Here is an 11,693-nt window from a genome sequence, read left to right on the forward strand (position 1 = left end):
GTCTGTTTAGAGGTCTTTTGTATCAGTTTCAGTGGTTTTCCCTGCCGGTGACAGCGCGATGGCGCGCCGCGTGTCCATCAGACCCGACAGGAGAAAGAAGAATGCCGGGATCGTGAAGATCAGCACCGACAGATAGCCAAGCCACAGCACCGGAAGCCGCCAGGACTTGCCGCGTGTGCGGAAATGGAAGACGGCAAAGCCGGCAAGCAGGAAGCCCGCGCCGAACGTGCCGCAAACCAGCGCGCCGACGATGGCCGGAACGCCGCCCATGAAGGCCAGCACCAGACCGGCCAGAAAGGCGAAGATCGAGAACCGGTGCATGCGCAGCGTCGAGGGCATGTCTTCGCGCGGACGCAGGCTCTTGCCGGAGGTCTGGACGATGCGAGTGGCGATGTAATAGGCGGCAAACAGCATCAGCACCCAGATGGCGCCCTGCACCATCGGCAGGGCGATGCCGAAGATCGACTTGATCTGGGCGAGCGACGCAGCGTCCGGATTGTAATCCGGTTCCTGCACCTTCAGCGCTTCCATGACGATATCGATCATCCGGTCCGACATGCTGCCGTCATAGCCGATGATGACGCCGACGATGATCATGCCGAGCGTCACGAGCACGGCGAGATGGGTGAGGATATCAGACAGCGGATACCAGGCAAGCGCGCCATCCGGACCGCCGAGTTCCGACGCCGGCCGGGCCAGATTGGCAAGATGGCTGAGCCAAGCGGCGGGGATCAGCGTGATGACCGCGATCAAAAGGGCGAAATAGGGGGAGACGAGCACGGTGCCCGTAAGCCCGGCAACGGCGACTGCGATGACGGCTGCGGCATTGCCCCAGCCAAGGCCGGCAATCAGGACCGGCAGGGCGGACGCGGCATAGAGCACGATCGCAAACGACGACTGCGTGTTCGCGCCAAGCGAAAGCAAGGCGGCGGTCACGCCGGCGAGAGCGCCGGTCATCAGCGATGTTGCATTCAGTGTCTTCACGGTCGCTGTCCTGCTTATCAAGCAGTTAGAGGCGTTTCTTGAATCAAGAACCTGGCCCCAACATGGGTTTTAGCGCAATCTGCGCCGGTGTTTCCGATCCGCGCCCAACGCGGAAGGGAGAAGGTGAGGCGATGCCGGATGGCCTATCGCCTCACCTTGAGTCAGTTTCCGTTGAGTCAGACGACCGACGGAGAGTCATGCTGTTCCATATGCATATGCCTTTCCTTGGAGCAGGGCTCCAAGGGGACATGCATTAGGACATGACGTAAGGCAGGAGGCCGAGGAAGCGGGCGCGCTTGATGGCCTGGGCCAGTTCGCGCTGCTTCTTCTGGGAGACTGCCGTGATGCGGGACGGAACGATCTTGCCGCGCTCGGAAATGTAGCGCTGCAGGAGACGGATGTCCTTGTAGTCGATCTTCGGAGCGTTGGCGCCGGAGAAGGGGCAGGTCTTGCGGCGGCGATGGAACGGGCGGCGTGCCGGAGCGGACAATGTATCAGCCATAATCTTTTCTCCTTATGCCCGGTCTTCGCGCGGACGGCGCGGACGGTCTTCACGATCACCACGGTCCGGACGCGGACCACGGTCGCCGAAGCCACGCTCCGGACGGTCGCCGTCGCGGCGCGGACGGTCGTCGCGGTCGCGCTTCTGCATCATGGCGGACGGGCCGTCTTCATGCTTTTCAACAGCGATGGTCATGTAACGAAGGATGTCTTCGTTGATGCGCATCTGGCGCTCGACTTCGTGGACGGCCGGTGCCGGAGCATCGATGTCCATCAGAACGTAGTGAGCCTTGCGGTTCTTGTTGATGCGGTACGTCAGGGACTTGAGGCCCCAGTTTTCGACGCGCCCGACTTTTCCGCCGTTAGCTTCCAGTACACCCTTGTACTGTTCGACGAGAGCGTCGACCTGCTGTGCGGAAATATCCTGCCGGGCAAGGAATACATGTTCATAAAGAGCCATGATGGCCAAGCCTTTCTTGCGTTAATCGTCACCCGGGTTCCAGCGGCTAAGCCTCAACGACTGTTCTATTGGCTGCAAGCAGCGGGCAAGAAAGTGTTGTTTCGAGACGGTCGAGAGCGGAGACACGGGAGGCTGGACCCCTCTAGGTCCTGACAGGTCTCTTAAAGCGGAAACCGGCCCTCCGTTCAGCCACCAGCCAGAAGACCGGGTGTTGCGAACAGCGCGCTTATACGCATTTTCGGCGAGAAGGCAAGGGGCGGGGGGAAATTAGGGGGCGGCACTTTTTCCCTCCCCACAGGGGGGGGGTGTCCCGGCGACCGCCCAACCCTCAAGTTCCTTCACCCCCGCGCGAAAAATTCGCGGTGGTTTTTAACCGTCAAACAGGGCACTGAAAGCTGCCTCGTGAAAATAGTATTGGTGACGCGCGTAGGGTGTCACCGTTCGAAACTTGTTTTTGCGCATCCCTTGCGGTCTACTCGCGGTTGCCAATGATCGGGGAGACAACTGATAATGCTTTCAAGACGCGCCTTTTTGATATCGACAGCACTCACGACCGCCGTGTCTCCGTTCGCGCTTAACGCGGGATTCGCCGCGGATATTGCCGTCGATGAAGCCCGAGCCCTTGCCAAGGAAGCGACCATCTATGGTTTCCCGCTGGTCGATAACTACCGGGTCCAGCACTCCTATTTCGTCGATAAGGGCGGCCCGGAATATAAGGCCAGCTGGAATACGCTGGTCAACAATGCGCGCGTCTATACGCCGAACGACAAGGCGATCCAAACGCCGAACTCGGATACGCCCTATTCGTATGTCGGGGCGGACCTTCGCGCCGAGCCCCTGATCTTCACCGTGCCGAAGATCGAGGAGGGGCGGTATTATTCCCTGCAATTCATCGACATGTATACGTTCAATTTTGCCTACGTTGGCAGCCGCGCTACCGGCAACGATGCGGGGCATTATCTGCTGGCTGGCCCTGGTTGGCAGGGACAGAAGCCGGACAATGTGAAGGACATCATTCGATGTGAAACAGAATTCGCTTTCGTGCTTTATCGGACGCAGCTTTTCGGTTCCGGAGACATCGGTAATGTCAAGGCCGTGCAGGCCGGCTACGCGGTTCAGACGCTGTCTGCCTTTCTCGGCGGACCGGCACCGAAGGCCGTGTCCTCGGTGGATTTTTTCAAGCCGCTAATGCCGACCGAGCAAAGGACCTCGCCGGAATTTTTCGAGGAGTTGAATTTCATTCTCCAATTCTGCCCGACGCATCCATCCGAAACTGATATCAGAGCGCGGTTCGCGAAACTGGGGATCGGCGATGGTAAAACTCTCGATGTCGCGGCCCTGAACGCGGATATGCGACAGGCCCTTGCCGACGGAATGGCGGACGCCTGGGCAGAGTTCAAGGAGTTCAAGGAAACACAACTGGATACCGGCAAGCGCAGCAGTGCCGACAGTTTCGGAACGCGCGCACATCTGGCCGGTCACTATCTCGATCGCATGTCCGGCGCGGTTCTTGGCATCTACGGCAACTCCGAGGACGAGGCAATTTATCCGGTCTACTTCGTTGACGACGGTAAAAGGCCGCTCAGCGGCAAGGAAACGTACAGACTTCGCTTTGCTCCCGGAGAGTTACCGCCTGTCAACGCATTCTGGTCGCTCACGCTATATGAGCTGCCATCAAGCCTTCTGTCGGCAAATACGCTGAACCGGTATTTGATCAATTCGCCGATGCTGCCCGGTCTCAACAAGGATGACGACGGCGGCGTTACACTTTACGTCCAGCACGAATCCCCCGGCGCAGATAAGGAAGCCAACTGGCTTCCGGCCCCTGCTGGCCCCTTCTTTATGGCCATGCGGCTCTACTGGCCGAAGCCCGAGGCATTGGACGGTCGCTGGAAGGCGCCGGCTCTTGATCACACCAGCTAAACGGAGGCGTCAAATGATCAGCAAGTTTGCGGCAAAAACGGCAGTCACGGGTATTGCCATCGCCCTCAACTGCTCGGCAGTTCTTGCTGCCGAGCCTGTGACTGTCGATAATTTTATTCGCGCCGAAAGCGATCTCTATTTCAACAACATGGTGAAAGACGGCGGCTTGGGCACGTTCGTTCATCGCCGCCAGCCAGCAGAGGTCGACAGGCAAACCGTCATTCGCCTGAACCGTGACACGCTGTATTCGTCGGCGGTGATCGATCTCGATGCCGGACCAGCAACCATCACCATGCCGGATGCCGGCAAGCGTTTCATGTCCCTGATGGTGGTCAACGAGGACCACTATATTTCGGTGGTTTCCTACGGTGGCGCAACGACCTTGACGAAGGAGACGACTGGAACCCGCTATGCAGTCGTCGGTATCCGCACATTCGTCGATCCGAGCGATCCCGGCGACGTCAAGCAGGTGCATGCTCTTCAGGACAGTTTGAAGATCGACCAGCCAGGAGGGCCGGGAAAGTTCGAGGTACCGGACTGGGATCAAGCCAGTCAGACGAAGGTCCGCGAAGCTCTGTTGATCCTGGCAACGACCATGCCGGACTTCAACAAGGCGTTCGGATCAAAGGCTGACGTCGATCCGGTCCGTCATCTCGTTGCAAGCGCCGCCGCCTGGGGCGGAAACCCCGACAAGGATGCGACCTACCTCAACATCACGCCGGCGAACAATGACGGAAAACAGACCTACAAGCTCAACGTCAAGGATGTTCCCGTCGATGGGTTCTGGTCGATCAGCCTCTACAATTCGCAGGGTTACTACGAGAAGAACCCTTATGATGCCTATGCCCTCAACAACGTGACGGCAAAGAAGAGCGACGACGGATCGATTGCAATCCAGTTCGGCGGCTGCGATGGAAAAATTGCCAATTGCCTGCCGATCGTGAAGGGCTGGAACTATACCGTTCGGCTGTATCGCCCGCGTGCGGAAATCCTCAACGGTACCTGGAAATTCCCCGAACCGAAGCCCGCCTCTTGAGCTCGTGAAGCGGAATGGCCAAACGCCGGCGCGGAGGCAATGGCTGGATCACCTACAGCAGACTGCATCATCCTCGTGATAGTGATGCAGCCTGCTGGTGGAATGCGGTCTCACATCGGCGCCGGAAACGCCTTGTGCAACCGGCCGATCCCCTTCATCACCTCCGCCGGCAACACCACATCCTTCGCCCCGATATTCGTCTTGAGCTGCGCCATGCTGGTCGCGCCGATGATCACCGAGGTCATGAAGGGGCGGGTCAGGCTGAAGGCGAGCTGCATCTGGGCGAGGTCGAGATTGTGGGTCTTGGCAAGGGCTGCGTAGGCTTGGACCGCAGGTTCTTGGTATTCGGTGTAGCGGCCGCCGAGGTCGCCGTTGATCGACAGGCGTGAGCCTTCGGGGTTGGCGCCGTTCAGGTATTTGCCGGTGAGAAGACCGGCAGCCAGCGGCGAGTAGGCGAGCAGGCCGACATTCTCGTGGTGGCTGACTTCGGAGAGGTCGAGGTCGAAGGCGCGGTAGAGGAAGTTGTATTCGTTCTGCAGCGATGCGATGCGCGGCAGGCCGTGTTTTTCGGCAAGCGCCAGCATCTTCATCGTGCCCCAGGCGGTATCGTTGGAGAGGCCGATGGCGCGGACCTTGCCTTCCTTGACGAAGGCGCCGAGCGTTTCGAGGATGCCGTGGAGCTCCTCGATCGTCGCACCTGTGTCCTGATGCGAGGGATCGTAGGTCCAGGCCTGGCGGAAATGGTAGTGACCGCGATTTGGCCAGTGCATCTGGTAGAGATCGACATGGTCGGTCTGCAGGCGCTTCAGGCTGCCCTCAAGCGCTTCACGCATGGTCTTGGGGGTCGCCGGTGAGCCGCCGCGAATATAGGGGCGGCCGGGCCCTGCGACCTTGGTGGCGACGACGACGTCGGCGCGCTTGCCGGATTTTTTCAGCCAGGTGCCGATATAGTCCTCGGTCAGGCCCATGGTTTCGGGGCCGGCCGGAGTGACCGGGTAGAGCTCGGCGGTGTCGAAGAAATTGACGCCTTCGTTCACGGCATAGTCCATCTGCTCGTGCGCCTCGGCCTCGCTGTTCTGTGTGCCCCAGGTCATGGTGCCCAGGCAGATTTCCGAAACCGTGATGCCGGTGCGGCCGAGTGTCTTGTATTTCATGATGCTCAACGTGCCTCAAACTTGTTCGGCGGCGAATGTAGAGGCTGTTTGCTGCGGCGCAAGAGAAAAGCGGTTGCCGTGCACAGGCAAGCCTTTGGCCGCTGAAAGCTTGACTCAAGCACCAGGAATGTGAATGGAGAGGAAAAAACCTCTGTCGGCCTTATGTTTGCCGGCAATGGGTTGGACATGAAACGGCGCGGCAGGACCGCGCATGGCGAGGAAAAACCTCATGGCAATTGCATTCACATTTCCAGGACAGGGCAGCCAGGCCCTCGGCATGGGCAAGGATCTGGCCGATGCCTTTCCTGAAGCCGCCGCTGTCTTTGCCGAGGTGGACGAGGCGCTCGGCGAAAAGCTCTCAGACATCATGTGGAACGGCCCGGAAGAAACGCTGACCCTGACGGCCAATGCCCAGCCGGCACTGATGGCCGTGTCGATCGCAGCCCTCAGGGTGCTCGAAGCCAAGGGGCTCGACCTGAAATCCAAGGTTTCCTATGTCGCCGGCCACTCGCTTGGCGAATATTCGGCACTCTGTGCCGCCGGCACGTTTTCGCTGGCCGACACCGCGCGGCTGTTGCGCATTCGCGGCAATGCGATGCAGGCCGCGGTTCCGGTCGGCAAGGGCGCGATGGCGGCGATCATCGGGCTGGAACATGCGGATGTGGACGCTGTCTGCAAGGAGGCATCTGCCCTCGGTTCCTGCCAGATCGCCAATGACAATGGCGGCGGCCAGCTGGTGATTTCGGGCGAGAAGGCGGCTGTGGAAAAGGCAGCTTCTCTGGCCACGGAGAAGGGCGCCAAGCGCGCCATTCTTTTGCCGGTTTCGGCACCCTTTCATTCGACGCTGATGGGCCCGGCAGCCGACGCCATGCGCGCAGCGCTGTCGACCGTTCAAAAGAATAATCCGGCCGTGCCGCTGATCGCCAATGTGCGCGCAGCCCCGGTGACGGATGCAGGCGAGATCGCCAGGCTTCTGGTCGAACAGGTCACCGGCCAGGTCCGCTGGCGTGAGACTGTCGAATGGTTTGCCGCAAACGATGTGACGACGTTGTATGAGATCGGCTCCGGCAAGGTGCTGACCGGGCTGGCGCGCCGCATCGACAAGACCGTGACCGGCATCGCCGTCAATTCCCCCGCCGACATCGACGCGGCGCTTCAAACTCTGCTCGGCTAAGCCGAAACCTACAAGGACCAAGAGCATGTTCGATCTGTCTGGCCGCAAGGCCCTCGTCACCGGCGCATCCGGCGGCATCGGCGAAGAAATTGCCCGCATCCTGCACGCGCAGGGCGCCATCGTCGGCCTGCACGGCACCCGCGTCGAAAAGCTGGAAGAGCTGGCCAACTCACTCGGCGAGCGCGTCCATCTGTTCCCGGCCAATCTGGCCGATCGCGACGCCGTCAAGGCGCTCGGTGAAAAGGCGGAGACCGAACTTGGTGGCGTTGACATCCTCGTCAACAATGCCGGGATCACCAAGGACGGCCTGTTCGTGCGCATGAGCGACGAGGACTGGGACGCGGTTCTGGAAGTCAACCTGACATCGGTCTTCCGGCTGACCCGCGAGCTGACGCATCCGATGATGCGCCGCCGCCATGGCCGCATCATCAACATCACCTCGATCGTCGGCGTCACCGGCAATCCGGGTCAGGCTAATTATTGCGCCGCCAAGGCCGGGATGATCGGCTTTTCCAAGTCGCTCGCCCAGGAGATCGCCACCCGCAACGTCACGGTCAACTGCGTCGCCCCGGGCTTCATCGAAAGCGCGATGACCGGCAAGCTCAACGACAAGCAGAAGGACGCCATCATGGGCGCCATCCCGATGAAGCGGATGGGAACGGGCGGCGAAGTCGCGTCTGCCGTCGCTTACCTGGCGTCGAATGAAGCGGCTTACGTCACCGGCCAGACGATCCATGTCAACGGCGGCATGGCGATGATCTAAGGGCCGTCAAAGGCCTGCGCCGCCGCGTTTCCGCATCAATCGGAGAGCTTGGGGCGAAATACCGGGAATTGCATGTTGACCAAGCCATTCCCGGCCAATTTCGGACTTTGCGGCAGGCATAAACCGTGTTAAGCGGGCCATGACTGTGCGCAGTCGATCGGAAGATATGAGGTATACGCTAGCTTTGGCAGGCGTGGTTTGCCCGCTTCCGATTGAACGAATTGCCGGACGGATCGGCTTGATCTGTCAGGTGTTATTGGGGTACCGATGTCAGAACGGCATCGTTGAGAAAAACAAAGGTCGAGGAATCCGACATGAGCGACGTAGCAGAACGCGTAAAGAAAATTGTTATTGACCATCTTGGCGTCGATGCCGAAAAGGTTTCGGAAGGCGCAAGCTTTATCGACGATCTGGGCGCTGACTCGCTCGACACCGTCGAACTGGTCATGGCATTCGAAGAAGAGTTCGGCGTCGAAATTCCTGACGATGCAGCGGATTCGATCCTGACGGTCGGCGACGCCGTCAAGTTCATCGAAAAGGCACAGGCCTGATATCTGGCCGTGTTCAGGCGGGGCGCTCTGCGGCCCGCCTGTCGTCCCCTCGCGGGACAGCTCCCGGTTTCGGAGAGCACCAAGCGTGGTCAAGGAAAGCCTGAAGGTTTCCGTACCTGAGATCACGCGATATCGCATTACGGAAAAGGATGTACGGATCCGGTTTTTTTACGCGAGGTCCGGTCCGGTTCTGGAACTAACAGGCAGGATGGATCACGGGCATGAGACGTGTCGTTATCACCGGTACCGGCATGGTATCTCCCTTGGGTTGCGGAACCGAGCTTTCTTGGTCGCGGCTCATCGCGGGGGACAATGCCGCCCGCAAAGTTACCGAATTCGAAGTCGATGACCTGCCTGCGAAGATCGCTTGCCGCCTGCCGTTCGGCGACGGCACCAATGGCACCTTCAATCCCGACAACTGGATGGAACTGAAGGAACAGCGCAAGGTCGATAGTTTTATCGTCTATGCGATGGCCGCAGCCGACATGGCGCTTGCCGACGCAGACTGGCATCCGAAGTCCGACGAGGACCAGATCGCCACCGGCGTGATGATCGGTTCGGGCATCGGCGGTCTCGAGGGCATCGTCGAGGGCGGCATCACACTGCGTGACAGAGGCCCGCGCCGGGTTTCCCCCTTCTTCATTCCCGGCCGCCTGATCAACCTTGCCTCCGGCCAGGTGTCGATCCGTCACAAGCTGCGCGGTCCCAATCATTCCGTCGTCACCGCCTGCTCCACGGGTGCCCACGCCATCGGCGATGCGGCGCGCTTCATCGCCATGGGCGATGCCGATGTGATGGTGGCCGGCGGTACGGAATCGCCGATTTCCCGCATTGCGCTGGCCGGCTTTGCCGCCTGCAAGGCGCTGTCCACCCAGCACAATGACGACCCAACCAAGGCATCGCGTCCTTACGACAGGGACCGCGACGGTTTCGTCATGGGCGAGGGCGCCGGGATCGTCGTCCTGGAGGAACTCGAACATGCCAAGGCGCGCGGCGCCAAGATCTATGCCGAAGTGGTGGGCTACGGCCTGTCCGGCGACGCCTTCCACATCACGGCGCCTGCCGAGGATGGCGATGGCGCTTATCGTTGCATGCAGATGGCCCTGAAGCGTGCCGGCCTGTCGGCCGCAGACGTCGATTACGTCAACGCCCACGGCACATCGACCATGGCTGACACGATCGAGCTTGGCGCAGTCGAGCGCGTCATGGGCGACCATGCAGGCAGGGTCTCGATGTCGTCGACCAAGTCGGCGATCGGTCACCTGCTTGGCGCTGCCGGTGCCGTCGAGGCGATTTTCTGTGCCCTGGCGATCCGCGACAATGTTGCCCCGCCGACGCTCAATCTCGACAATCCTTCGGTCGAAACCAGGATCGATCTGGTACCGCACGTGGCGCGCAAGCGCGAGATCAACGTTGCCCTGTCGAATTCGTTCGGCTTTGGCGGCACGAACGCCTCCCTCGTTCTGCGCCGCTATGCCTGATGCCGGACGCAACGGGCTTGCCGGATGGCGGCCCGTCTTTCACGCCGGCATTGGCCGGCGTGCCCTGCAAGCACGATAATTCTCCCACTATCGTGCTTTTGCCGCATTGCTCAGTTCAAACATGGCATACGGACGATTGCGACCAAGGCTGGTATCGTCATCGCATGGCCTTTGACCATGCTGACACAAGGCCAAGGGCTTAACGTCGCTATGCTCGTAACAAGGTGATTCTCATTCCTGTTTCTCTTCTGGAGTTCGCATCAGGGATGGAGACGTGCATGATGCGAACTCCAGAACCAGGACACCAGTGAACGACGCAAACGAAACCAACGCAGCGCCTTTCGGCCGCAACGAGGCTGGCAACAACGGCCCGATCATCCCGAAATCGGCGAGCGAAGCTCTTCGTCCGGAAAAAGTGCCGCAGCCGCCGAAGCGGTCGCGCAAGGCAAAAAGCCAGGTCGTCATCTTTCTGAATTTCCTGATGACCGTGGTCGTCTGCCTGACCATCGCCGCRGCCGGAACGGTTTATTACGCGATGTCCGCCTATGAGGACAAAGGTCCGCTGACGGCCAATAGCAATTTCATCGTGCGCAACGGCGCCGGCATCCAGGAAATCGCCAGCAACCTCGAGCGCAACAATATCGTTTCCGACGGTCGTGTCTTCCGCTTCATGTCGGAAGCCTATCTCGACGAGAACGATACGCTGAAAGCCGGCGAATACGAGATCAAGGCCGGCTCCTCGATGCAGGAGATCATGCAACTGCTGAAATCGGGCAAGTCCATTCTCTATTCGGTGTCGCTGCCCGAAGGCCTGACGGTCAAGCAGATGTTCGCCAGGTTGAGCAGCGATCCGGTTCTGGAAGGCGACCTTCCGGCGCAGATGCCGGCCGAGGGCACGCTGCGTCCCGATACCTACAAGTTTTCGCGTGGTACCAAGCGTGCGGAAATCGTCGCGCAGATGGCGGCGGCGCAAAAGACGCTCGTCGATCAGATCTGGGACAAGCGCGACCCTGACCTGCCGATTGCCAGCCGCGATGAATTCGTTACCCTGGCATCGATCGTCGAGAAGGAAACCGGCATCGCCGACGAACGCTCGCGGGTCGCTTCGGTGTTCATCAACCGGCTCGAAAAAGGCATGCGGCTGCAGTCCGATCCGACGATCATCTACGGGATATTCGGCGGCGACGGCAAACCGGCCGACCGGCCGATCCTGAAGTCGGACCTCGACAAGCAAACGCCCTATAACACCTATCTGATCAAGGGCCTGCCGCCGACACCGATCGCCAATCCGGGCCGGGCGGCCCTCGAGGCGGTTTCCAACCCGTCGCGCACGCCGGACCTCTATTTCGTCGCCGATGGCACCGGTGGGCATGTGTTTGCAGCGACGCTCGACGAACACAACAACAATGTCCGGCGCTGGCGCAAACTCGAGGCTGAAAAGGCCGCCGCCGCGAAAGCGGCGGAACAGGCGCCCGCTCAGCAATAATCGGGCTGCCGTTTCTATCAGGCTTGTGGATGACACGGCTCCGGTGCGCTTGACCCTTGCGGTTGGCCGTGCCGGAGCCGTACACATTCATGCATCAATTCAAAGTTCCGAAGCCTTCTTCGCCTGTTTTACGCGCGGATGCTGCCGGGATCGGGGGACAAGACGATGCCGCTGCAATCC

11 protein-coding genes are annotated in these 11,693 nt (G+C 60.3%); 7 read left to right on the forward strand and 4 right to left on the reverse strand.

The features are described from left to right. Positions 1-6: 6 nt before the first annotated feature. The 3 genes from AC1D17_RS17040 to rpsF all read right to left on the reverse strand — a co-directional run bounded on the left by AC1D17_RS17040 (position 7) and on the right by rpsF (position 1,945). Positions 7-984: a YybS family protein gene (locus AC1D17_RS17040; RefSeq protein WP_477566549.1), complete on the reverse strand. Its 978-nt coding sequence runs from the start codon at positions 982-984 to the stop codon at positions 7-9. Between the two features lie 253 nt (positions 985-1,237). Continuing rightward, positions 1,238-1,486: a 30S ribosomal protein S18 gene (gene rpsR / locus AC1D17_RS17045; protein WP_037107250.1), complete on the reverse strand. Its 249-nt coding sequence runs from the start codon at positions 1,484-1,486 to the stop codon at positions 1,238-1,240. A gap of 12 nt (positions 1,487-1,498) precedes the next feature. Beyond that, positions 1,499-1,945: a 30S ribosomal protein S6 gene (gene rpsF, locus AC1D17_RS17050; RefSeq protein WP_026204037.1), complete on the reverse strand. Its 447-nt coding sequence runs from the start codon at positions 1,943-1,945 to the stop codon at positions 1,499-1,501. A 510-nt stretch (positions 1,946-2,455) separates the two neighbouring features. Here rpsF and AC1D17_RS17055 point away from each other — a divergent pair. Together AC1D17_RS17055 and AC1D17_RS17060 are read left to right on the forward strand one after the other, a co-directional pair. Next, positions 2,456-3,868 carry a DUF1254 domain-containing protein gene (locus AC1D17_RS17055; RefSeq protein ID WP_477566550.1) on the forward strand — a complete coding sequence of 471 codons (1,413 nt, stop codon included), beginning with the start codon at positions 2,456-2,458 and terminating at the stop codon, positions 3,866-3,868. A 13-nt stretch (positions 3,869-3,881) separates the two neighbouring features. Continuing rightward, positions 3,882-4,904, forward strand: a complete 1,023-nt coding sequence (locus AC1D17_RS17060) for a DUF1254 domain-containing protein (protein WP_477566551.1) — start codon at positions 3,882-3,884, stop codon at positions 4,902-4,904. 110 nt (positions 4,905-5,014) lie between these two features. On the opposite strand, the gene AC1D17_RS17065 is transcribed toward AC1D17_RS17060, so the two are convergent. Beyond that, complete coding sequence (locus tag AC1D17_RS17065; protein ID WP_477566562.1) at positions 5,015-6,058, reverse strand: aldo/keto reductase; 1,044 nt, start codon at positions 6,056-6,058, stop codon at positions 5,015-5,017. Positions 6,059-6,287: 229 nt separating this feature from the next. Here AC1D17_RS17065 and fabD point away from each other — a divergent pair, with 229 nt between their 5' ends. The 5 genes from fabD (at position 6,288) to mltG (ending at position 11,513) form a co-directional block, all read left to right on the forward strand. Beyond that, positions 6,288-7,232, forward strand: coding sequence for an ACP S-malonyltransferase (gene fabD, locus AC1D17_RS17070; RefSeq protein ID WP_477566552.1), 945 nt, complete (start codon positions 6,288-6,290; stop codon positions 7,230-7,232). Positions 7,233-7,257: 25 nt separating this feature from the next. Then, positions 7,258-7,995 carry a 3-oxoacyl-[acyl-carrier-protein] reductase gene (fabG, locus tag AC1D17_RS17075; protein ID WP_477566553.1) on the forward strand — a complete coding sequence of 246 codons (738 nt, stop codon included), beginning with the start codon at positions 7,258-7,260 and terminating at the stop codon, positions 7,993-7,995. Positions 7,996-8,309: 314 nt separating this feature from the next. Beyond that, positions 8,310-8,546 (forward strand): acyl carrier protein, encoded by a 237-nt coding sequence (locus tag AC1D17_RS17080; RefSeq protein WP_018327362.1) that lies wholly within the window; start codon positions 8,310-8,312, stop codon positions 8,544-8,546. A gap of 221 nt (positions 8,547-8,767) precedes the next feature. Continuing rightward, on the forward strand, positions 8,768-10,027 hold the full coding sequence (gene fabF, locus AC1D17_RS17085; protein WP_477566554.1) for a beta-ketoacyl-ACP synthase II: 1,260 nt from the start codon (positions 8,768-8,770) through the stop codon (positions 10,025-10,027). Between the two features lie 307 nt (positions 10,028-10,334). Continuing rightward, positions 10,335-11,513, forward strand: coding sequence for an endolytic transglycosylase MltG (mltG, locus tag AC1D17_RS17090; protein WP_477566555.1), 1,179 nt, complete (start codon positions 10,335-10,337; stop codon positions 11,511-11,513). Positions 11,514-11,693: the final 180 nt, after the last annotated feature.

It is taken from the genome of Pararhizobium sp. P1_E7 (assembly GCF_056405855.1).

Bases quoted from the DNA above. Each gene is read 5' to 3' on its own strand.
- rpsR (WP_037107250.1), bottom strand. From the start codon at position 1,486: ATGGCTGATACATTGTCCGCTCCGGCACGCCGCCCGTTCCATCGCCGC.
- rpsF (WP_026204037.1), bottom strand. From the start codon at position 1,945: ATGGCTCTTTATGAACATGTATTCCTTGCCCGGCAGGATATTTCCGCA.
- AC1D17_RS17055 (WP_477566550.1), top strand. From the start codon at position 2,456: ATGCTTTCAAGACGCGCCTTTTTGATATCGACAGCACTCACGACCGCC.
- AC1D17_RS17060 (WP_477566551.1), top strand. From the start codon at position 3,882: ATGATCAGCAAGTTTGCGGCAAAAACGGCAGTCACGGGTATTGCCATC.
- AC1D17_RS17065 (WP_477566562.1), bottom strand. From the start codon at position 6,058: ATGAAATACAAGACACTCGGCCGCACCGGCATCACGGTTTCGGAAATC.
- fabD (WP_477566552.1), top strand. From the start codon at position 6,288: ATGGCAATTGCATTCACATTTCCAGGACAGGGCAGCCAGGCCCTCGGC.
- fabG (WP_477566553.1), top strand. From the start codon at position 7,258: ATGTTCGATCTGTCTGGCCGCAAGGCCCTCGTCACCGGCGCATCCGGC.
- AC1D17_RS17080 (WP_018327362.1), top strand. From the start codon at position 8,310: ATGAGCGACGTAGCAGAACGCGTAAAGAAAATTGTTATTGACCATCTT.
- fabF (WP_477566554.1), top strand. From the start codon at position 8,768: ATGAGACGTGTCGTTATCACCGGTACCGGCATGGTATCTCCCTTGGGT.